The 23,619-nt window shown below is 45.7% G+C and carries 17 protein-coding genes and 1 pseudogene; 3 read left to right on the forward strand and 15 right to left on the reverse strand.

Features of this window, described 5'->3' with window-relative positions:
- Nucleotides 1-9: 9 nt before the first annotated feature.
- From H7F31_RS33690 to H7F31_RS33705, 4 genes are all read right to left on the reverse strand, one after another.
- Nucleotides 10-1,617, reverse strand: a complete 1,608-nt coding sequence (locus H7F31_RS33690) for an extracellular solute-binding protein (protein WP_087567482.1) — start codon at nucleotides 1,615-1,617, stop codon at nucleotides 10-12.
- 72 nt (nucleotides 1,618-1,689) lie between these two features.
- Entirely contained in the window at nucleotides 1,690-2,559 is an 870-nt protein-coding gene (locus H7F31_RS33695; RefSeq protein WP_087567483.1) for a carbohydrate ABC transporter permease, read from the reverse strand.
- Nucleotides 2,559-3,386 carry an ABC transporter permease gene (locus H7F31_RS33700; RefSeq protein WP_315970544.1) on the reverse strand — a complete coding sequence of 276 codons (828 nt, stop codon included), beginning with the start codon at nucleotides 3,384-3,386 and terminating at the stop codon, nucleotides 2,559-2,561. Before H7F31_RS33700 ends, H7F31_RS33695 begins: the two co-directional genes overlap by 1 nt.
- Before the next feature lie 433 nt (nucleotides 3,387-3,819).
- Complete coding sequence (locus tag H7F31_RS33705) at nucleotides 3,820-4,842, reverse strand: SGNH/GDSL hydrolase family protein (RefSeq protein ID WP_087567485.1); 1,023 nt, start codon at nucleotides 4,840-4,842, stop codon at nucleotides 3,820-3,822.
- A 204-nt stretch (nucleotides 4,843-5,046) separates the two neighbouring features.
- Here H7F31_RS33705 and H7F31_RS33710 point away from each other — a divergent pair, with 204 nt between their 5' ends.
- Nucleotides 5,047-6,807, forward strand: a complete 1,761-nt coding sequence (locus H7F31_RS33710) for a sensor histidine kinase (protein WP_187102427.1) — start codon at nucleotides 5,047-5,049, stop codon at nucleotides 6,805-6,807.
- Nucleotides 6,808-6,825: 18 nt separating this feature from the next.
- Nucleotides 6,826-7,623, forward strand: a complete 798-nt coding sequence (locus H7F31_RS33715; protein WP_187102428.1) for a response regulator transcription factor — start codon at nucleotides 6,826-6,828, stop codon at nucleotides 7,621-7,623.
- An 87-nt stretch (nucleotides 7,624-7,710) separates the two neighbouring features.
- Here H7F31_RS33715 and H7F31_RS33720 read toward each other — a convergent pair whose 3' ends face one another.
- The 11 genes and pseudogenes from H7F31_RS33720 to H7F31_RS33770 form a co-directional block, all read right to left on the reverse strand.
- The gene (locus tag H7F31_RS33720; protein ID WP_187102429.1) at nucleotides 7,711-8,073 is read right to left on the reverse strand and encodes a DUF423 domain-containing protein; all 363 of its coding nucleotides are present in this window, start codon (nucleotides 8,071-8,073) and stop codon (nucleotides 7,711-7,713) included.
- Between the two features lie 18 nt (nucleotides 8,074-8,091).
- Nucleotides 8,092-9,378 carry a uracil/xanthine transporter gene (locus tag H7F31_RS33725; protein ID WP_187102430.1) on the reverse strand — a complete coding sequence of 429 codons (1,287 nt, stop codon included), beginning with the start codon at nucleotides 9,376-9,378 and terminating at the stop codon, nucleotides 8,092-8,094.
- A 141-nt stretch (nucleotides 9,379-9,519) separates the two neighbouring features.
- Complete coding sequence (locus tag H7F31_RS33730) at nucleotides 9,520-10,944, reverse strand: sulfatase-like hydrolase/transferase (protein ID WP_187102431.1); 1,425 nt, start codon at nucleotides 10,942-10,944, stop codon at nucleotides 9,520-9,522.
- 30 nt (nucleotides 10,945-10,974) lie between these two features.
- Entirely contained in the window at nucleotides 10,975-13,566 is a 2,592-nt protein-coding gene (locus H7F31_RS33735; RefSeq protein WP_187102432.1) for a glycoside hydrolase family 2 protein, read from the reverse strand.
- Between the two features lie 41 nt (nucleotides 13,567-13,607).
- On the reverse strand, nucleotides 13,608-15,869 hold the full coding sequence (locus H7F31_RS33740) for a helix-turn-helix domain-containing protein (RefSeq protein WP_187102433.1): 2,262 nt from the start codon (nucleotides 15,867-15,869) through the stop codon (nucleotides 13,608-13,610).
- Between the two features lie 152 nt (nucleotides 15,870-16,021).
- A complete protein-coding gene (locus H7F31_RS33745; RefSeq protein WP_187102434.1) occupies nucleotides 16,022-17,560 on the reverse strand; it encodes a type 2 periplasmic-binding domain-containing protein in 1,539 nt (512 codons plus the stop codon).
- 28 nt (nucleotides 17,561-17,588) lie between these two features.
- Nucleotides 17,589-18,464 (reverse strand): carbohydrate ABC transporter permease, encoded by an 876-nt coding sequence (locus H7F31_RS33750; RefSeq protein WP_187102435.1) that lies wholly within the window; start codon nucleotides 18,462-18,464, stop codon nucleotides 17,589-17,591.
- Nucleotides 18,465-18,485: 21 nt separating this feature from the next.
- Nucleotides 18,486-19,352: an ABC transporter permease gene (locus tag H7F31_RS33755; protein WP_397373583.1), complete on the reverse strand. Its 867-nt coding sequence runs from the start codon at nucleotides 19,350-19,352 to the stop codon at nucleotides 18,486-18,488.
- A 365-nt stretch (nucleotides 19,353-19,717) separates the two neighbouring features.
- Nucleotides 19,718-20,788, reverse strand: a pseudogene (locus tag H7F31_RS33760) (MFS transporter); the annotation flags it as partial.
- A 30-nt stretch (nucleotides 20,789-20,818) separates the two neighbouring features.
- A complete protein-coding gene (locus tag H7F31_RS33765) occupies nucleotides 20,819-22,210 on the reverse strand; it encodes an MFS transporter (RefSeq protein WP_187102436.1) in 1,392 nt (463 codons plus the stop codon).
- Between the two features lie 166 nt (nucleotides 22,211-22,376).
- On the reverse strand, nucleotides 22,377-22,742 hold the full coding sequence (locus tag H7F31_RS33770; RefSeq protein ID WP_187102437.1) for a DoxX family protein: 366 nt from the start codon (nucleotides 22,740-22,742) through the stop codon (nucleotides 22,377-22,379).
- A gap of 285 nt (nucleotides 22,743-23,027) precedes the next feature.
- On the opposite strand from H7F31_RS33770, the gene H7F31_RS33775 reads away from it, so the two are divergent.
- Nucleotides 23,028-23,498 carry a MarR family winged helix-turn-helix transcriptional regulator gene (locus H7F31_RS33775; protein WP_187102438.1) on the forward strand — a complete coding sequence of 157 codons (471 nt, stop codon included), beginning with the start codon at nucleotides 23,028-23,030 and terminating at the stop codon, nucleotides 23,496-23,498.
- The last annotated feature ends 121 nt before the right edge of the window (nucleotides 23,499-23,619 follow it).

Consider the following 23,619-nt stretch of genomic DNA (forward strand, 5'->3'; position numbering starts at 1 on the left):
TTTCCAACCTTATTTAACTTTTGCGTACCATTGACGTACACGATCTGTCACGACTTGTCCGCCGCTTTGATGCCATTCTTCCACAAACTTGTCGAATCTTTCGATAGGTTCATCGCCAATAATAATTTTGGTCATGACTTCCTGATATAACGTATGGTTCTGAATATCGGCGTATCCTTCGTATACACTGGACGGCACGCCTTCACCCGCTATTATCTTGGCATATGGCTGGTTGTCGATCAGAATTTGCTCTCTCTGCTGGAACAGGCTCGCGCGCTGTTCATCGACAGCCCCCCGCTCAAGCTCAAGCTGATAGAGCAGGTCTTCCAGACGAAAGATGAAATTATTTATAACCTTTGCCGAATTTTTCTCGAAGTCTTGTGGAAGAATGATTTTTTGCCCGTTTTCCACCTTATGATCAATTCCTTCAATCCCGAATATGACATCTTCCCTATTCGCAGGATCGTGGAACCAATCCAATATTTTCAATGCATTAATAATGGTTTCTTCCCCTTTATTCGCAATAACAAATTCCGGGCGGTTAATACGCGTTTGTGTCGTAAAGCCTTCGTAGCCCTCCACTTTCGGAACCGGCAACGCCGTTAACTGAACGTCCGGATTAACCTGGTAAATACTTTCTATATTCGCGTGGGTGTTCTTATTAATATGGAACCAGGAACCTACCCGGTCGGCATTAATCTTGCCCGTCCAGTCCGCTGCCTTGTTCAAGAAGGTTTCATTGTCCAGGAAACCCTTCTCGTACATCTCTCTCAAATTGACAATGGCCGCCCTCATATTCGAACTGACTCCTGAATAAGTAATTTCTCCTTCATAAAGGTCCCACATTGGAAACCCTTCCCACATGGCTACTCCGTACATGCCGAACAGAACGTCCATCCACCGTCCGAACTCTCTCCCCGAGATTGGAATTTCATCGTTGGGATCTCCGTTGCCATTGGCATCCTGGTCAAGGAACGCCTGGAATACAGTCTCAAGTTCTTCCTTGGTTTGAGGCACTTTCATGTCAACGCGATCCAGCCAGTCCTGGCGAATGAAGGCTCCGTATCCCTCATAAAGCTCTACTCTTGGGATATAATAGATTTTCCCTTCACCCGTCGGATCTGAGGTGCGCACAACGTTCCAGATATCCTCTGGAATTTGACTCCAGATGTTAGGTGCGTACTCAGGCAAGTATTCAGTCAGATCCGCCAAAGCGCCTTGATTAATCAACGTACCTTCAATTCCGCCCCAAGGCAGGAACACATCAGGAAGATCATTGCTTGCAATCCGCGTATTCAAACGTTGAATGTATGAAGCGCCACCTTCCCAAGGAACCAAAGGCGAAGTATAGCCTACTCCAGTCTTCTCCACCATCCACTTCGAATAAGGAGAATCCTTTTCGATCGCATTTTTGAAATTCCCATGGTTCCCCCATACTTCGATGTACGGGGTTTCTTTCTGCGTCTCCCCTTGCGAAGAGTTTGCCGTGCCTGCCGGTGTGGCCGTGTTGTTTGTTTCATTGCCATTCGGCCCGTTAGAGCACCCTGCAATAAATAGAACCAGTACCATCATGAACATCGCCATACGGTTGATTTTGTTTCTCTTTTCATTTTGCATAAAACGTAAACTCCTCCCCTAAATCTCGATTATGGTAAACAGTTAATAATCAACTGAACAACCCGGTTCGAATTACTTGACAGAACCTAACATGGCGCCTTTCACGAAATACTTCTGTAGGAACGGGTACACGAGCAAAATAGGAATGGTTGCAAAAATAATCGTTGCAGATCGCAGCGTCTCATTGCTGTATGGCAGAATCTCTCCAAATCCGCCTGCCTCCATATCGACATTCACGATGTATTCTCTTAGTTTCAACTGCAGCGGATACAAGGATTGGTCCTCGATAAACAATAACGGAATCATAAATTGATTCCATATCCCAACCGCATAGAAAATCCCTAATGTAGCAATTACAGCTTGCGAGGATGGCAGGACGATTCGAAACAGCAGCTGGAAATATCCGCAGCCTTCCATCTGCGCAGCTTCTTCCAGCTCTTTCGGGAGCCCTTTGAAGAAGGTCCGCATAATAATCAAATTAAAAGCAGTAACCGTATAGGGAATAATTAATACCCATATCGAGTTGTACAAGCCATACGAACGCAGCGAAAGGAAGTACGGAATGATCGGATAGCGGAAGATCATCGTAATCACGATCATAAACATTAAGATTTTCGCTAATTTGAACTCATTCTTAGAGAGCGGATAGGCGAATAATGCTGTAATCAGCAGACTAAGGAACGTTCCTGCAACCGTTGCGAATAAGGTAATGAAAAAAGAACTCCATAGCGGCTCCAGACCGAGAATGTACTTCCAGGAAGCCCATGTAAATTGCACCGGCCAAAGGTAGACTTGGCCTGCCCCCACTGCATGAGGTCCGCTGAAGCTCGTGGCCAAAACTTTAACAAAAGGTATAAGCATGACGATAGATATCAATCCCAGAATGGTAGCGTTCGTATATCGAAATATCAAATCACCTCTGGATTCTCGCGACGAGATCATTACCACAGCCCTCCATCCTCTTGATATCTTTTGGCCAATCGATTGAATACGACAACCAGTACGAGTCCGATTACCGATTGGAAGACGCCAATGGCAGTCGTAGAGCTGTATTGTCCCTGAACAATTCCAACCCGATACACATAAGTATCAATCACATCTCCGACCGGATAGGTCATTGGTGTCAGCAAGTTATAAATTTGCTCAAAACTCAAATCCAGGAAATTCCCAATATTTAATAGAAAAAGAATGACTACGGTTGGCATAATTAACGGTAATGTAATATTTAACACTTGTCTGATTCGATTCGCTCCGTCCACCATGGCGGCTTCATACATTTCGGGGTTGATGCTGCTTATGGCGGCAAGCAATACTATGGTTCCCCAGCCAGCGTCTCTCCATATACTGGTTAACACCGTTATTATCCGAAAGTATGATTCATCTTGCATGAACAGGATTGTATCCAGGCCGAACCACCCACGAACGGAATTGACAACTCCCGATGAAGACAGAAAATCAAACGTGAGCCCTGCAATAATGACCCAAGAGAAAAAATGAGGGATATAATAAATCGTTTGCAGCGATCTTTTGAATACGATATTTCGAATCTCATTAAACATCAGCGCCAGAACGACCGGAACGGGAAAGACGAACACGATGTTATATAAGCCTATAATGGCTGTGTTCTTTAACACTCTCCAGAACTGAGGGTAATCAAAGAGAGCCTGGAAATGCTTAAATCCGACAAACGGACTATCCATAATTCCTTTAAAAATCATATAATCCTGGAAGGCGATGACAATACCGGCGAGCGGAATGTACCGAAACATAATTAAGAACACGACGCCCGGCAGAACCATCACATAAAGTGGCCAATATTTTCGAATATTTCTCGCGCCCCCTCTTTTCTTTATCCTTTCATTTGAAATCGCTTTCTTAGTTTCGTGCAATCTGTTTGCCATTTGCATCATATCTCACTCATTTCCAACTCAGACTTCTCAACGGTGAACACAATTAATTGATTGATTTCAATTGTAGCTTCTGACGTTCGCAATAGAAATACGACAATCTTTATCGTTTGGTAAGACAACTATTAGCTAATACAGCCAAAATCAATCGATTTCATGTCATAATTTAAACATACTTCTTTAGTCATACTTTTATATATTTGTGCCTTGATGTTGCACGCTAAAACGTCTCGTAGAAATGAGTCATTCGTTAGTGTTTGGCATTACAAATGTTAGTATGTGCTTCGCGACACTTCTATCTGCCATGCAACAGTTTCAAAAATGCCCGCAAATAAAGCTCATGCCCATAGTCATTTGGATGATTAATATTGTTAAGCAGTAAGCTTTCCGGAGTTTTGCCGGCAGCAAGTTCTGCTTCCCACACAGCATAGGTATCGGCTACGCCCACGTTGTACCTTACCCCCAACTCGCATAGTGCGGCAGCGTAATCAACGGTTCTCCCGCTCGTACGTTTCCAGTCTGGATTTGGGGAGCAGGGAGTAACCAAAATAATGTCACAGGAAGTTTGATCACGCAGCCATTTGATCATCGTTTCAATATTTTCTACAAATTGAGATAATGGTATAGCACTATCTTGCCCTCTAGCAGATACATTCTGATCATTCATACCGTACCCTATCGTTACTAAATCAGGTCGTGTTGGAATGACGTCGCGCTCTATCCTGGCCAAACCACCCCTGCTTGTCTCACCGCCGATTGCTCTATTAACCAAGGCGACGTCTGCTCCCAATGCAGAACCATATTGCTCACATAAATAACGCGACAACCTGCTGAAAAATGTCCATTGCTCAGCGCTTGCTTCCCCCCCTGTACTGATGCTATCACCCAATACCGTGTAGGTCGCTTGCTCGCCTGCCTGAAGCTTGGCCAACGTCTGGGGCAGAATAGAGGAGGCTATTGCAGGGTCTATTTCACCCTCATAATGTTCTGCGATGTAGTCATATTGCGCATACACCGTGTAAGCTTGATTACTATAATCAGTGTACAAGGTATGGTCAAAACGTTTGATACCATACATGGGGTGCAAGGACCAATCCGGAATACGACTGTTTGGCGTACGACTTATGACCCCGCGTTCGTAATCGACTACATAATCCACATGCTCCTTGAACATCACATGTTCATCATTCGTATTCTCCTTTACAGCATGGCTTCTGACCACAACTCCTTGACGCAAAGGCATATATCGCAGATTTAATGCTTCTTCGCCCACAAATACAAAAGACTCGGCACGTTGTTGTTTAATCATCTCACTCATCAACCTTATCCCCGTCTAAATAATTTGGATTGTCTTTCTCTGTTTAATTGTAGGCCTCGTGAAAATCGAATGAAATACGACATTCTTTATGATTTAGTACGTCATCCTTTAGATAGCGCTTTCAAACAGCGCGTACAGCCTTGTCACTCCCTACTAAATCTTCTATACTGATGCTACGCTTCAGTCCGAATGGAGAGAGTATACATGCTGCTATATGTTTGGGAGAAATTTCAATCTATCAGCTTCTTCAAAAAGTTATTCTTATACTTTCTCGTATTGTGTATCATTCCAATTCTGATTATTACTCAAACCTTATATTCGCAAGGGAAAACGACCATTCAAACCTCCACTACGGATTTCATTCAGTTGTATGTCTCACAACTGAATACAACCTTAAACAACTATATTCTTCAAATCGATTACACCTCGAGAAGCATATTCAGCGATTACAATATGATCGCGTATTTGCAAGGAGAGTCGGTTTATTCGACCGGAGAACGTATTGAAAATAATCTGTTGATTTCCCGTCAGCTCCTCAGATTTTATGACCAGCTTCCCTACGTGGAATCGGTTCAAATCATAAGTAAAGAGGGCAAACAATACTCTACCGGCAATATTAATGCGATTACAGATTATAAATTGCTGTTGGAGCAAAAATGGTTTCAGGAGATTCTGAAGGCAAATGGCGAGCTCGTTATCACGCCCTATTATGGCAAGACAACGCTTAAGGAGAAGGAGTTCGATGTGTTTACTGCAGGGCGGCTAATCAAGGATCAACAAGGAAAGATGGCCGGCGTTATCTTGTTTGAGCTCTCCTCCGCCAGTCTGATTACGATGGATAACCGTTTATTCGATATCCGCGATCAATATCAATCCCAAATTTTGGTTTACAATAAATATGACGAGCTGCTGTTCGATATAAGCCCCGAATACGGCGCAGCAGATCAATCCATTATCAAGCGGCCCGCTGAGCTAGATAACTCGATACTAAGCATTACGGATCGTTCCTCGGCAACAGGCATTAATGTTGCCGTATTTGTCCCCGTTAAAAATTTATATAAACAATTAGAACATTATAAGAGCCTATCCATTTTGATTACATTATTAGTATTGGTTATCATCATTCCCGCTTCGATCTGGATCAGCTATCAAATTACAAAACCTATTCAAAGACTCATCTTTAATATGAAACACGTAGAGCAGGGCTATTATCGTCCGATCCTGGGGTCCCAGCATTCGGACGAGCTTGGTACATTAACGAAGCACTATAATCAAATGATTGTGCAGATCAAACATCTCATCGAAGACGTGTTAGCCTCCAAAATCAAACATAACGAGGCCCGTTTCCTTGCTTTGCAAAATCAGATCAATCCGCACTGGCTTAACAACACGTTAGAGTCCATTCGAATGGAGGCGCAGTTGAACAAGGCCCCTACCGTAGCCAAGATGATTCAGACACTCGGCAAGCTTTTCCAGATCGCTCTTAACAAATCGAACCGCAAAAATCAAATTCGCCATGAAATGGAGTATATAGATACCTATATTGCCCTGCAAAACATTCGATTTGACAACCGTTTTCATCTGCACGTAGAGCTTGATGAACAACTGCTCGATATACAGATTCCCAGAATTATCTTTCAGCCTTTGATAGAAAACAGTATTATTCATGGATTTCTGAGGCATGACCGTCATTATCATATTTATATTAATGGGAGTATCGGCGTTGATAGCTGTACGATCTCCATCAGAGACGATGGCGAGGGGATGACGGAAGAGGAACTGGCGTTCATTCGAACTAGTGTGCACATTCGAAGCGCCGAAGAGGAATCTACCCATTCTCTGGGCTTAAAAAATGTTGTCGAACGCCTGCAATTGCATTACGGCGAAGCATTGGCCTTTCATATCGATTCATCTCCAGGCATAGGCACAAATATAATGATTTCCTTTCCTGTCAACCCGATCTGAATGAAAAGGAGCCCTGTCATGTACAAGGTATTATTGGTCGATGACGAGAATAGAATCACGCGCGGCTTACAACAGATCATTCCTTGGGAGCAATTACGTTGTATCGTAGCAGGTACCGCATACAATGGAGAAGCAGGCTTGAAGTTAGCCGAGGAAACGAAGCCCGATATCATCATTACGGATATCAATATGCCTTACATGAACGGTCTGGAGATGATTGCCGCGCTTAAGCAAAATAAACATTCGATTAAATTCATTATTCTAAGCGGATATTCCGATTTTCAATATGCCCAAAAAGGAATTCAATTCGGCGTTTTAAATTACGTGCTTAAACCAGTGGACGAACATGAATTAGAGAGAAGTATTAGGCAAGCAATAACTGAAATTGAAGATGAACGCCTTAAAAACGATCAAATTGCAAGCTTGCAAGCTCAATTCGGCAAATTTAACTCTGAGCAAGCTCCGCTTGATGCCGATGAGCCAGAAGGACACCGGCAAAAGGGAATGATCCAGGACATTAAAAGTTATATAAATGAGCATTATGCAGAAAATCTATCGCTTGTCACTTTAGCTGATCTTTTTTTCATTAATCCCAGTTACTTAAGCCAGCTGTTCATGAAAAAAACGAATACTACCTTTCTTAATTATTTAACCTCCGTTCGGATAAGCAAAGCGCAACACCTATTAAAGGAGACAGACCTTAAAGTGTACGAAATCAGCAATCAGATTGGATATAAAGACACCAAATATTTCAGTAAAATATTCGAGAGGACCACCGGATTAAAGCCTGTCGAATACAGGAATCGACAGGGTTAAGATCGATCATAACGGATACCGTTTCGACCAATCGCATCTGGTCGACCAAAAGCCAAAAAGGGAGGTGCAGGGATAGCCCCTGCACCTCTAAAGAACACCTATTGCAATAAGCACCCACCCGATAATAAACGAAAGTCCGCCAAGAGGTGTAATGGGACCAAGAAAGCGCGCTTTGGCCACGCTTAGCACGTACAAGCTTCCCGAGAACAGAATAATCCCCGCGATTAGGAACCATCCCCCTGTCACGATCATCCCGGCCTCCGGAAATTGATTGACGAGCAAACCGACCACGATCAGCCCCAATGCATGTACGATATGATAGTGCACGCCGGTCTCATATACCTTCAGTTTGTCCGGCGATAATTTACTTTTTAACGCATGAGCGCCGAATGCGCCAAGCACAACCGCTAACGCCATCAAACTACAGCCAAGCACGATAAACAACTGCATGATATCCACCTCGTTAACTTATGGGCCGACTTTATCCCAATTTATGAGCTTTTCAAGCAATATCGATAATAGAACACCCATAATAAATCCATTCGTAAGCAAAGGTTGCAAGAGCGCGGGCATTCCGCTAAACAAAGTCGCGTCAACATTCATAATACAGACCCCTACCAGAAGAGGGAGCGCCAAACGATGAATCGTAACGGAATTGAAATCATAACCTTTAATGCCTTTTAAGGATGTCCCCAATAATTGCAAATACGCGGCAAACAATACCGCATTCCCCACAGTTATGGGCAAGGTTGCCAGAATTCCCCCGAGAAATGGGATTATCCCCAGCAACGACATCAACCCTCCGCCAATTAAAAAGGGTTTGCGATCGAAGTTTCTTGTGCTTTCCAAAAAACCGATGCTAGAGGCAAATGTCGCATATGAAACCAGTCCCAGAACGGACGCCGGAATAGAAAATAAGCCTGTTAGCACATACGAACGTCTTAATTGGCTTTCCGTTGCTTTTTGCTGCAATAAATTAGAAACGGCTCGGACGGATGCGATCGTATTGCTTAAATTCACGAAGCTGGCCAGAAATGCAACCGCAATAATGCTGACATTTAAATTTGGCTTTCCAAACGGGAATATCGGGAAGCTTAGTGAAGACTCAACGTTAACGGATTGACCTGACGGAAACACAAGCACATACAAGATCCAGCCTACGACCATTCCGATAAGGATGGAAAAGTTCCCGATCGCCGGTTTCCCTTTTATTTTGAGCAAAATGACGAATATGGCAATGCCTATGGAAAACAAACTTACGGGCATGTCCAATACCCCATCTGCCGAGGTCTTCAGCATGCCCTTGAAAAAGATTAATATCAATTGAAACGTTAATAAGAATAAAAAAACATTCATGACCATCGGCGTAAAGATTTTTTGAATAAAGCCAAGGAGATTCAATGCCCCTAGCGTCGCAACAACGAATCCAGCAAGCAACATCCCGGTGGCAATGCCTCCGCCAATCGATGTCAAGCTCATGCCCATGGAAGAGGCAGATGCGCTTAAAGTTAACGTTAACCCCCACATGACTCCGGAATGTCCTTCCAGAAGCGGATATCGGTGGCCGATAAACCCCTGCAGCATGCAAGCAATTCCCGTAAAGATCAAGGAGCTTCGCAAAATTCCGGCTATATCATGTGTCGGCAGTTCGAAGGCTGAGCCCACAGATAGAGGAACAACGACCGTATTGGCAAAAATAAAAAACAACCATTGTACAGAAGCAAGCGGTAATGTCCATGATGTATGTTTTCGCATGTTTTCATTATCCTATGTTTTGTTTAATTGTCAACATGAGTTGTTCCATTGTTCTATACACCTAAACCAATACACGGCATCGAATTGCGATTTTACAAAACCCGCAATTCGACGCCGTGCGCTGGTTAATACTATGGTCGATCAACGATCCGTGTCTGCAAACTCCCTATCTTGAACCTCGGCCAAGCGTACGAACAAACGCTCATGCATTCGTTTTTGCAGTTCGACATAGACGCCCTCAAAAGCGTCATCGAGGAGGTTTTCCGATTCATACGGGTCGTTTTGGGCATGAATCAGACGGATGGCCTTTACGGTAGAATCCCTTTTCTCGACAGCGTAGAAATACGTACCGTCAAACAAAGCTCGCCAGTTTCCGACGCCAAGCAAAACATCCTGCTGGCAAACTCCTTCCCCGCTGGTAATCCAGTTCGCCTGCGATACGCCCGGCAAATTCGTTGCAGGCTTTATGCCGGCCAGCTCAAGCAGCGTGGGCATCACGTCCACCGAATTGATAAGCGCGTCCGTCCCTTTTCCCGAAGGAACCCCTGCCTCCGGCCCCCACGCGATAAATGGAGTACGGTAAGCATTCTGGTACGGCAAGCTCTTTTCGCGCAGAAAATTGTCACTCAACATATCGCCATGGTCCGATGTAAAAATGACAATCGTATTTCGGGACTCTCCCGTCCGCTCTAGACAATCCATCACACGCCCGATCTGCTCGTCAAGGCAAGTGATCATCGCGTAACATTCCTTCAGAAAAATGCTGGTAAGCTTGCGGAAACGCTCAGGAACATTGGGATCCAGCGTCAACTCCGTTTCGCCATACATATCCAAATACCGCTGTGGGAGCAATTGGGTCAGCAGCGACTGAGGAAATGTGCCGCAAAATGCCAACGGATTGGCGACGTTCAGCATCTCTTCCGTCAATCCAAGCTCCAGGCTTTTGTTCAACTCGCGTATATATTCTCGCGTTGCCGGCATACCGTACAAGGCCGGCATCGTGGCAATATGCGGTTCGCTGTAATTCAATTGCAATAGCCACGGCTTGCTTTGGTGCCGCTCGATAAAGTCCATCGCGATTTCGCTGCGCACTTCGGCTCCGTATCGGCCGTAATACTTCGTGTCCAGCATGCCTCGTTCGTCGTATATCGGCGTATCCCAGTGGTGGTCGCCGCCCGTTCCGCACCAGTGTTTCCAGCCGAGTCGATGCTCCGGTCTGACCCATCCGTCCTTTTCCTCGATCTCGTCCAGGCCGAAATGGGATTTGCCGACAAAACAGGTTTCATATCCTGCCTCGCTGAAATACTCCGCCAAGCCTTTGAAACTAGGCTTGAATAAATCCGCATTGCTCCTTACTCCATGCTGGTGCGGATATAAACCGCTTTGCAAAGAGGTTCTGTAAGGCGCGCACACGGGCGAAGCAGATACGCTGTTCGAAAAGGTTACGCCCTCCCGCGACAATTTGTCGATGACCGGTGTTTTTACATCCCGGTTTCCGTAGGCGCCAACCGCTGTTTTACGCAGTTGGTCGGCCACGATAAGCAGTATATTCGGTTGACTCATCATGCAACGCCTCCAAGCTGAAATGGCAAAAGATCATTCCACGGTCGAGCGCTTTTGAAAGCCTTTAATCTCGATGACAGGGCGGGCCGATAAGTCCGTCTCATCTGGATGGACTTCAAATAGCAGCCCTTTTTTCTTCACGCAGGTGACCGTCATCGCAATCGATTCCCCGGGGAACAAACTTTCGTAAGCCCCATCGGCGATCAGCCAGAACCGGTCGCCCGTTTCTTCCGGATAGAGGTGCAAGGCGACCGCAGCACCCGAATTCGTAATCCGGTAACGATAGTTGTGCTCCGGACCACTCAAGCCCTCGTTTGTCCATTGTTCAACCAATTCTATATCAAGCCTGGAGTCCTCCAGTTTCAACGCAGGCGCATAAACGGCTTCATCACGGACGGAGAATATATACAAATTGCGGTTTTCGCCCGATGCACCGCCTTCCAGCGTCAATCGTACAAAGAACAGCTCCTCCCCCGTCTGCGGCACTTCGAAAACAAGCTCGCCGATTTCAAGCGCTTTGTCCGCTTCGGAAACTCCCCGGAATTGCTGCTCATGCAGCAGTTGCCCTTGTGCGTTAAGAACCTGGGCAATCACTGCGGATTGCTCCGAGCTACCTGCGCGATGAACGAAGATCCCTGCTTTAAAGATCTCGCCAGGCTTGTAATTTAAGCGACGGTAATCAAGCGACACATGATTAGGCGAGAATGCTTTCCTTGCCGAGTAATACGCCATTTTGCCTTCGCCGTAATAATCGACCAGGTTCGTGCAGGATACGTTCGGCCAAGGTTCGTTTAATTGCCAAATAATGCTGCCGCTATTCCGGAACTTCCGTCTCCGGTTCGCTTCCAGTATGAAACGCAATCCTTCCGACTGGATCCATTGACTGCATGCGACGAACGTCTCCAGGTCAGGCACGGCCCCAAACATGTTAAGCTCGCGGCTGTAGGTATCCCACCATTCTCCATGATGGCGCCACACGCTGCTGTTCTCCATGGATGCAGGAGCAAGATGCGTCTCGCTCAAGCTTTTCCGAATGCTCTTTGCCGAGTTTAAGCCATCGACACCGAACTCGCTATGGAATAAGTTATCCGACTCTCCATACAGCTCATAATGATTCGGATTTCCTTCATACTTCCACCATCCGTGTATATCGTGGCTTACGCCCTTCTCCCGGGTAATATGTTCGACGGGACCGGAAGCCGAGGTAGGCAGGAACAACCGCTGCGGATCATAGGCTTCGACCAGAGCCTTCAACATGGCCAGATTCTCATCTTCGTAGGTCGACGGCACTCGGGATTCGCTCATCAGCTCGTTGCCGCCGCTCCAGACGCTCAAGCTTGTATGGTTCCGACGGTCCTTAAGCGCCGCAATAGCGGATTGCTCCAGCAACGCAAGAAATTCCGGCCGCTTGGAAGGGATATTATCGATACCGGAGCTGGATTGAATAAATTCCTGCCAGACCATGATGCCATGCCGATCGCATAAGTCGAAAAATGCCTTCTTCTCGACAATTCCCCCTCCCCATACCCGAATCATATTGATGTTGGCATGTTTGGCCAAACGAACGATCCATTCGTATCTGGATAGGCTGACATTGCCGTACAAATGATCAAGCGGCGTCATATTGACGCCTTTGATATAGACTTTCTTGCCGTTGATGGCAACGGTATAAGGGAGCGCCTCCTCGGGGCTGTCCACGTTGCTGACGTAATTCAGGCTCCGAATTCCTACCTTGTACATTTTTTCGTCGAGCAACGATTCTCCATGACTTAGGCGAATACGCATTTCATATAAAGGCTGAGCACCGTATCCGTTGGGATACCACAATTCGGGAACTTGGATCCGAAACTCGGTGGAGTAAGAGCTGTCGTCGGCAGGAATGAACGTCGCCTGCTCGCCTGCCTGATTTCCTTGCGGATCCGACAGGATCACGCTGATTGTCAATTGTCCCGCGATACTTCTATAGGAACGAATATCCGTCGATACGGTTATAATGCCTTCCCCTTCGGAATCCACATCCGATCTTACATAGACATTGTCCATGGAATGGGATTGATGAACCTTGAAGACTACGTCTTCCCATATCCCTATATTGACCAGCCGCGTCGAGAAATCCCATTTATAGTTGAAACGGCTCTTTTGGGTAAAGGTCTGCGACGTTTTTCCGATTTGCCCCATCTCATCCGGTACATGCTTTAGAATAATCATAAGCTGGACCGTATCTTTTTGCTTAAGTACCTCCGTTACATCCAGAACGGCCGGGTGGAACATGCCCTTATGCTCCCCTAGCCACTGGCCGTTCATATAAATGATAGCTTCATAATCCAAACCTTTGCATATAAGCTCTATTTTCTCGCCTTCGACATCCGGCCTGGGAAACTCCGTCTTATACACCCACCAACGATGCTCCACCCATTCGCACAGAAGACTGTTATTGTCTTGGTACGGATTGTCGATCAGCCCCGCCCGGAACAGGTCGTAATGCACGCCTCCCGGAACGGTTGCCGGCATCCAATCCGTTACTCCCATGAGCTCCATGCCGGTTTCCGCACTGTTTCGCAGCATCGGCACCCAAGGCCAAAACCCTTTTACCTGCCACTCCATGGCCGATAAGGAAATTTCCATTGCGCTCCACACCTCTTCTGTTTGTATACCTGACTAAGGTTCTACGACCGCAAGCTCTTTCGATATTCATTCGGCGACATTCCCGTCTGACTCTTGAACACTCTCCGGAAGGTCTGTTCCGTATACCCCACCTTCTCCGCAATATTGTAGATCGGATCATCCGTCTGTTCGAGCTGCTTCTTCGCTTCATCTATCTTGATAGAAGCCACATATTGCAAGAAATTTTGGCCCGTTTCCTTGCGGAATAACCTGCTGAAGTAAGAAGGATTCAAGTTCACTTGCTCCGCTACGAGATTTAAAGAATGATCTTGGTCAAGAGTCATCGCGATATATTGTTTGGCCGATTCGATGATTTGCGTTCCTTTACTTTCATTCTCCCGTTCGATAAGCAGGAAGCAGGAGATAATCCATTCTTGCTTAAACCATTGTTCAATCTCTGTAAAGGACTGTGCTTTGAGTATTTTTTCATAGCCGTTTTTGTTGAGCAGCTCGTTAACCGCTTCGTAAGAGAAGTAGTTCAACCCTTGAATCATGGCGTCATAGAGCATCAGGAAGATTTGCCGGTAGGTTTGATCCGAGTACGTTTTTAGACGGATGATTTCCACGAACTCGTTGAAGCTGCTTTCCACTTCCGACTGATTCGCGCTCCGGAGCTCCTTCACGATTTTTTTGCTTGTATCAAAGGGATATTCGAACCGATCCTTCACTTTTATCACATCATTTATATCCAAAATTTGTTCATCCTCTCGGATGATGCGATACTGCAAGGCTTCTATCGCTTCTAAATAGGAGTCCCTTAGCTCGAACACGGAATGCCTGAGTCTTCCTAAACCTAAGGTAGCCCGGAATTTCAGATACGTCTTGATCGACATAATCAGCGCCTGCGTAATCTGCTTGGTTACCTGCTCCGCCTGCGCATCGCTTAGATCTCGCGGATAATACAAGATGAAAATCGTTTGATTGACCTCGGATCTTCTAAACGAATCGCCCTCCAGATGATAATGGCGGATCAAGTCCTCGAAAATATTGGACATCGCCGCGTGAACCAAAGCTTCATCTTCCACTTTAAAGCTTTTGTATAACAGATAATCCCCGGCATCGATAATAAAGGCAACACATTTTTGATCGTGGGGAATTTTGTGCCGTTTTAACAAATCAGGCAAATCCTTTTCCGATTCGGAGTAATAACCGGCCAATAAAGCAGACAAAAACGATCGTCTTAATACCGGTTCGTTTATCTGCAAATCCTCTTTGAGCAATTGCCATCTGGCACGCAGCCAAGACCATTCGTCCTTGTTGTCGATCTGACCTTCCTGAGCGTAGTTTTCGGCTTTTAACCATTGATAAATAGGGGCATACAGCTTTCTCGAATTGATGTAGATGATGACTCCGCCCGTCACAATGGCCAAGAGGCTGATCAAGATGGTTACCCAAATAATCTCGGCGATAAATCCAGCCTGAGCATTTAAGGGAATCAATAAAGCCGTATAATAGCCGGTCTTATCCGATTGAATATAAAGCGCGGTTAGATTGGAAGGCTTGTCCTTCCAAATGTCGTATTGCCGCTCATTTCCTTTGATCCATTCGAGTCCCTTCTCTGCTTGACTCCCATCGATGTTCCCCTGTTTTCTGCTTAAAATAGGCTGAAGCTCGGTATCCAAAAAGTACAAGTCGCCCATTTCAATAAAATCAATATCCCTTAAAATATCGGCAAATGCATTATGATTCATATGCACAGTCAAATAAGCCCGGGGCGTCTTGGAGAAAGCAGGCAACGCGATGGTATAGGAAACGACGCGAAAATTAGCGTTTGTCTGGTAATGCCACTCGCCAATCGGTCCATGCTTTGGATAATCGGAGATCCACTCCTGATCCAGCATCGTTATATACCTGTCGTTAAACAACACCGCTTTGCTATCGACGAAATAAAACGACACGCCATAACTGCCTTCAATAGATTGATTGAGCAAAGCCAGCTTTTCTTGCGCGTCCATCATTTGCTGGGAGCTTAACGAGCTGCTGTTCGTTTGGGCTGCCCTGACAAGATCCGCATCAAACACCAGAGAATACAACGCTTTCCTTGCCGCTTCCAATCGTTCGTCTACCCGTGATTGCAGCTGCCCCAGCATATTCATCCGGGCCTGATAATTTTGTTTCTCCATATTGTTGATCGTTATGTTATAGCTAATGGAGGAAATAAGAATAATAGGCACCACGACAGATACAAGTCCATAACCAATCAGTCTGTAAAAATATGGTTTGGAACGCAGCTTTTTCAGCAGTTGCTTTAATAAGCGAATCATCTTTCCCCCACCTTTCCTTCATCCGGCAGACGTTTTAGTCTTGCAGGACGAGGTGCGGGTTAAAAACCGCCTCATATAGCAAGCCAGTAAAGTCGTTTTTTTGCATAGACAGGAAGCCCGGGAGAATCCCCAGGCCTCCATTATGATGTCATCTAGCCGTTCATAAGATCATATTGCGCTTTAAATTCTTTCATCATTTGCTGAACCGTTGGATTTGCCTTCAATTGCGCCACGTATTTATCCCAATCTTCCATGCTGGCTTCTCCGGTCGTCACTTTCACGATTGTAGCATCCAAATCCTTAAATACGTCCGCATAACGGTCCGAATACGTTTCGGAGATCAGCGTGTCGAACAGGCTAGCGGAAGTAAGCTCAATGTGCTCATCGATACTTTTAATTAACTCTTCTTCAAGGCCGTCAATCGTGAAACCGTTTTTGGTAACGTCATTGTACGGTCTGTATTTGTTAAGGAACACGATCGTGCCTTGTCCCGCCTCTTCGTCGCGCAGCTTGACCTGAGCTTCCGTATCGTTTACTTTTTGGCCCTCGATACTGTCGTAATGAACGCCTTCGATTCCATAATTGATCAGATTGTTGATTTCCTCCGAAGCGGTTTTATCCAAGTAAGCCAGAATTTGCGGAACCTTCTTCTTATCCACGCTGGACGGGATTAACCACATGCCATAGTAGCCCAGCTTTTGTTGGCCCGTATAACCTCCCGGTCCCTGGATCGGACTCAGGTTCGTGAAGCTGGCTTCAGGAAGTTTTTTCTGAATGTCTACCGTATATTCGCCGGCTGCATGCAGAGGAGTGCTGTACATGCCGCCAAGTCCTTGGACAAGCATATTTTTCATGTCGCTGTTTTTCATCAGGAAGTACTCTTTCGGCATTACTTCGTTGGCATACAGATCATTCATATACGCCAAGTATTCCTTATAGTTATCCGTCATCCAGTTCAACAACATCATATCATCTTCAAATTGCGGCTCATGGACGCCAAATGCCCCAAGCAGGGACAGGCCTCTCCCGACTAATCCGTAAGTGTCTTTTTTGCCATTGCCGTCTGGATCCTTCTCGCGGAAGGCGATCAACACTTCTCTTAACTCCTCTAATGTTGTCGGAGCTTTCAGATTAAGCTTGTCCAGCCAGTCTTTTCTCACCATGAAACCGTCGGCATTTAACCCAACAGGACTTGGAATGCCATAAATTTTGCCGTTAATCTTCGAATTGTTCCAGATCAACTCCGGAATTTCCGTCATATTAGGGTAGGCGCTCAAGTCGAACTCGCTCAAATCGTGGAAAGCCCCTTGATTTATCGCTTTTACCAAAGTAGGCGCCTTGCTGTTGAATGCATGCACAAGATCCGGGAGGCCGTTCGCAGCCATAACCAGATTGAGATTCTGATCGTAGTTGGATACCGGAACAACCTGAATATCCAGTACCGTGTTTGTTTCTTCTTGCAGCTTTTTGAATATGGAGCTGTTCTTGATATCAGCCGGAGGCTGGCCCCAGACTCCTGTCAGCATGCTGATGGACGTAGGTCCTTCATTCACCGGCGCATTAGTTTCACCGGCATTCTCATTCGCAGGACTAGCTGTCGGCGCTCCGTTATTTGAATTGTTACCTGCGCAAGCTGTTAAAAATACAAGCATGGCCGATATGATTATCGCCGTTTTTTTTCTAACGTTCATGGTCATAACTCCCCTATTATATAATTATTTATCCCTTAACCGAACCGAGCAATACGCCCTTTGCAAAATGTTTCTGTAAAAACGGGTACACAACCAATATAGGAAGCATAACTAACACAAGAGAGGCCATCTTGATCGTCTCGGAAGGAGGCGGAACCCGGTTAAACTCGTCGAAATTAATCGATGAACCCATACTGGTATTCGACTCAATGATCATCTGCGATAGAAATACCTGCAGAGGCCATTTTTGCGGATCCTGGATGTAGAAAATACCCGAAAGATAAGTATTCCATAGGCCGACTGCAAAAAACAATGAAAATGCTGCCATTATTGGCTTTGACAATGGCAATATGACTTTTTGGAAGATTTGCAGATCGTTAGCGCCATCGATATAGGCCGCTTCTTCCAGACTTCCGGGAATGCTTTTATAGAACGACCTGACTACAAACAAAGCCCATGGATTCGTTAATCCCGGCAAGATCAAGGCCCACAAAGAATTCATCAGGCCAAGCTCTTTGATTAACAGATAGCTTGGAACTAATCCTGCGTTAAAAAACAGAATCAGCAGCACCATGTAAGTGAAGAACTTCCACCCCGGCATGCCATTTTTGGTCAGCACGTAGGCGAAGGTCATCGTAAAAAACAGATTTAATACCGTACCAACCACGGTAATAAACACCGTGGATTGGAGCGAGTTCCACAGTTGGCCCGTCCCTAGAACAAATTTATAAGCATCCAGGGAAAAGTCTTTCGGTATTAATAAAAATTCTCCCTGAACATAGGTATCCGGATCCGTTAATGACACCGAGAATACATAGAAAAACGGAAATAACATCGTTAATGAAATTAGAGTCAAAACGATATAGTTTACGACATCTCCGATTTGGAGTTTTCCCTTTGTCATCGCTCCTTCCTCCTTCGATTATTAATACAATCCATCTTCGCCGGCTTTTTTGGCAAGATAGTTGCCTCCTACCACAAGAATAAGTCCGGCCACTGACTTAAACAGTCCGACCGCTATACTATAACTAAAGTTTCCGCTAAGAATGCCCTGCTGGTATACATAGGTGTCGAATACTTCCCCGACATTCTGCACCATAGGGTTCAACATTAACAGAATTTGTTCAAACCCGACGTCGAGCATGTCCCCCAATTTCAAGATCATCAGAATGACGATCGTAGATCGGATGGCCGGCAATGTCACATGCCATATTTTGCGTAATCTTCCGGCCCCGTCAACGGTTGCCGCCTCGTACAATTGTTGGTCCACTCCCGCGATCGCCGCAAGAAAAATAATCGTGCCCCAACCAACTTCCTTCCAAACATTTTGCCCGACCAGCAAACCGTAAAAGTATCGCGGCTCCGACAAAATAGATATTTCCGCAAACCCAATAAAATTTAATGCCTTATTCAGAAACCCGATATCGAAGGAAAAGAACAAGAAAGTAAAGCTCACTACGATAACCCAAGATAAGAAATGCGGCAAATAAATAATGGTCTGCGTGATTCTCTTGAAAGCTTCCGCCCGCACCTCATTTAACATTAAGGCCAAAACGATAGGAGCTGGAAAAAAGAAAATCAGATTCAAAATACTGATGGTCAACGTATTTCGAAGCAACGGCCAAAAATCCCCATAGGTAAAAAATGTTTTGAAATTTTCAAAGCCTACCCATTCGCTTTCCCAAAAGCCTTTGAACGGATTGTAGTCTTGAAAAGCCAACAGAATTCCCCACATCGGCAAATACTTCATAATGAGGAAAAACAGAAAACCGGGCAAAGCCATGAGGTACATCCATCGGTAACGAATGATCCGTTTCCATAGAACAGATGAACGTTTTGGTGTCTGACTTGTTGATACATGCTGATCAAACGTTTCTAAACTTGCGATTTGACTCCCCCCCTTCTAAGCTGTCCGCAACGCTAAGGCTAAATATATCAGAACAAAATCCAACTAAAAGATTGAATATTCGACACAGGCTGCATATGCGGAAAGTCCTTGATACATAAGGCTTTCGGGCATCTTTACGATCATTTTTTTACATACGATGAGGCGCTCAGGTAAAGAAATGATCGCTTGCAAATTGCTTGCTTTATGTATCCCGACAACGCAAAAAAGACACCTGATAAGGTGTCTCTCTGATAGTTTGTTCTTAATCCCTATTCCGTTGGAGGTTGCGATCGTTTCGTAAAGAGCGCCACGGCAACCGCAAGAAGGGCGAAAATAAAGCCGAACAGAAATGCATTTTGCACGCCCGAAACCATTGCCTCCGTTAGTTCAACCGGAGCGGTCGGATCGGAGGATTTCTCCAGATAACTGCGTTGCCCTGCAGTCATGATGCTGATAAAAAACGCGACTCCGATCGCACCCGCTACCTGGGACAAGGTATTGAGAATAGCCGTTCCGTGAGGATAATAACGCCGCGGAAGCTGGTTCAAACCATTGGTTTGCGCCGGCATCATGATCATGGAGATAGACACCATCATACAGACATGCAGGATGATAAACGTCATCTTGGACGTTTCCGCCGTTACCTGCGTAAAGAACCACATCACGACCGCTAATATTACAGCACCGGGAATAATTAACGCTCGGGGACCAAAACGGTCAAACGCCTTTCCCGTTAACGGGGAAAGAAGCCCATTCAAGATACTGCCCGGCAGCATAATCAGTCCCGATACATAAACGGTCAGACCAAGAGCCCCCTGAAACAGGAAGGGAAGCAGAGACATCGTCGAGAACATCGTCATCATCATAATGCACAACAGAATCGTTGTAAAAGTAAACAAGGGGTATTTGAACGCACGAAGATCCAATAGCGGATCCTTCAATTTTAATTGACGCAGCACGAACAAAAGAAGCGCTGCAAAACCCACCAAGATGACTCCGTAAACCCGCGGGCTGTCCCATCCCTCGCCGGAGCTGCTAAATCCATACACGATTCCGCCGAATCCTATCGTAGATAAAATGATAGAAAAGAGCGCGAACGGTATAACGACATAAAATAACCATCTCCACTCCAATGATTCCAGAATGACACCCGAAAGCGTTGGCCCGATAGCAGGCGCGAACATGATGACGAGTCCGATACTCCCCATTGCCGCTCCCCGTTTTTCCGGAGGGTATAATAAAAGGATCGTGTTCATCAGGACAGGCATCATTAATCCCGTACCACCCGCCTGCAATAAACGACCGATCAAAAGAACCGAAAATCCGGGGGCCATGCCGCTAAGCAGCGGTCGAAGTTGGAACGTTCATAATTAACCCCTCTTCATTTGCTTCATATTTTTGTTCAACCCGGGAACACCCGCGGGAAACAGAAAACGATACAGCACGACTACGGCAATGATCACCAGGGACATGACAATAAATATGTTGCTGTACACATAGGCCCCTTCATTTGTAATCAAGGGATTGAACTGCATGGAAGCGGTGCCCTTGTCGAGCATTTTCCCGACTACGCTCATGGCCATCGCGCCAGAGATGAAATTAATCATGGAGAGCAGTCCCATGCCTACGCCTGTTTCCTCTTTGGACAGCGTCCGCGAAATCGTATTGGACATCGCGATCTGCATGAAAGTCTGACCCACGTTTCCTAGTATCAGAATAATCGCGATGACATATGCGGATAACCCGATAAAGGTAGATAATAAGAAGAAGGCTAAAAATAACAACACCGAAGCGACGAATACAAGCGCGAAATTGCCTCGGTCGTCGGCCAACCTGCCGCCCTTGCGTCCCATGATGGCTGAAGCAATTGCCGCTGGAACTAACACGAAACCGATATTAGCAGGGGACAAACCGTTTACCGCCGCTAAAAATTGAGGGGTCATAAATGTCATGCTAAAGCTCATTGCCGTCGTCAAAAAAGCAAGCAGCAACCCGATCGAATAGGTTTTGTTGCGGAACAGCCCCGGTTTAATAAAGGGCTCCCCGGCTTTCCGAATCCGAATGATAAATAAGGCCAGCATGACAAGCCCTCCGAGAAACAACCAAACTTGCATCTGCGTAATCGCAAGCAAGAAGACTGCGACCGCAACCGCAAGCAAACCGCCGCCAAGGACATCGATACTTCCCGCTTTCCCTTTCGCATTATCCAAATACTTCCGAAAGAAAGGAAGCGTCAGCAGCGGAAGCAAGGAAAGGACGAACATGAGTCTCCAGCTTCCAAAGCTGGTGATCAATCCCGCAGCGACCGGGCCCAAAGCATTGCCAAGCGCCAGCCCAACCGCGGAAGTGCCGAGCGCCCGTCCTCTTTTCTCGGGAGCAAAATATCGGATGGGAATGATCATCGCCGTTGCAGGAAGAACAGAAGCACCCGCTGCCTGGATCACGCGCCCCAATATGATAAGCCAAAACTCATTAGCAAGCAGACCGATCAAAGAACCGATAGCGAAAATTAACAGTCCGTACGTCAACAAATCCTTCAGCCGATATTTATCCGCCAATTTACCCATCACGATGGACCCTACCGCGTATACGACCATATAACTGGTCATTATCCAACTGACTTGCGAAGGAACGAGACTGAACTCTTTGCCTATCTCAGGTAGAGCGACATTGAACATCGTACCGTTCATAACCGAAAATATTAACGTGACCACAAGAATCTTAAGCAGCTTGTCCGCGTTTTGCGATGATGCGTCCGTCATAATCGGAACCTCTTTTCTATTCCTAGTAAATGATTCACATAACTTAAACTAAGTGTTCTCATAATGAGTATCCTCTGCATCATTTAATAATGAGGATACTCATTATCATCTTGCATGTCAAGTTATATTCCAACTTACTTCGAACGTACTAAGAATACAAAACGTCTTAAAAAAGGTCTGTCATTGCGGAAAAATGGAGACTTGCGAGAACCAGAGTTAAAATCATGAGCATTGCCGCCGGAATCATTTTGCCAACGGGATCCCTCGAACGAATATGGAACAATACCGCCCCTAGCATAATACAAGCAAGCCATAGTGCCGCTAACGCGAGTACTCCCTCATTCCAAAAACCAATAATCAGGCCGACGACTCCCGCCAAGGCGATAAAACCCGTTGCAACTCTAAACCATTGGGGCAATCCCAAGTGCCTGAAGGTGTCTACCTGCATTTTGGCTCCCGTTATTTTACCTACCCCCGAGAAGAAAAAAGCAAAGATCATTAAGGATTGCAAGACTATCGTTATAATACCCATGTGAAACCCTCCGTTTTTAATATGTGATTTAAACCTTGCCGCTCACTAACCATTAAAATAAATATCATTTTTTACGCGCTAACACCTCGTTTCATCATAAAGATCGACTACGAATGGGAGTATCAGCAGTATTAAAATACTCTCATGGCCGGATCTATAGCTTAATACTCAATATGAGTGTATAATATAGAGAGGTTACTCATTAAGAGTAATCGCATATTCACTTTACTCACAAAATTGAGAATATAAAAAAATAGTGATTCTGTCAAGGAGGTAGTTCGTGCATTGAACTCAGATCAGCCAAAGTCGATTGACGTCATCCACATCTTAATGAGATCAGCAAACTACATTCAGAGAGAGTTCCAATCCCAATTATTAGCGCTAAACACGAATTATCAACTGACAGGTCCCAGGTTGCGTCTGCTCTCCGTCGTTGCCGAAACCGGAAAGATTCGCATGAATGAGTTAGCTGTTAAATTAGGCATTAAAGCACGCACCGTTACCGATTTTGTTGATGCGCTCGAACAGGATAAGCTCCTCGTTCGCATTCCCGATCCAACCGACCGACGTGCCACGCTGATCCAGCTTACGGAACTCGCGCAGTCCAATATTGAAAAAGTTCTTGCTGTCCAAGATACAATTGCGGACAACGTGCTGGAAAATCTTTCGTCAGCGCAGAAGAAGCAGTTTTTTGACCTTTTATCGCAACTAATCAGTAATAAGGAAGTTTCTGAAACATGCGGAGATTCCGAGTAGGATTTAAGCGGCAAAATGACAGGTTATTTTATTGCATCTCTTGCAGGCCGGGACGAACCGATTCAACGAGCTCAAGCGGAAAAGCCGCCTGGACTTGCATCCGGGCGGCTCTGCAAAACGG

This window comes from Paenibacillus sp. PAMC21692 (assembly GCF_014303795.1).
GTDB classification, from domain to species: domain Bacteria; phylum Bacillota; class Bacilli; order Paenibacillales; family Paenibacillaceae; genus Pristimantibacillus; species Pristimantibacillus agaridevorans.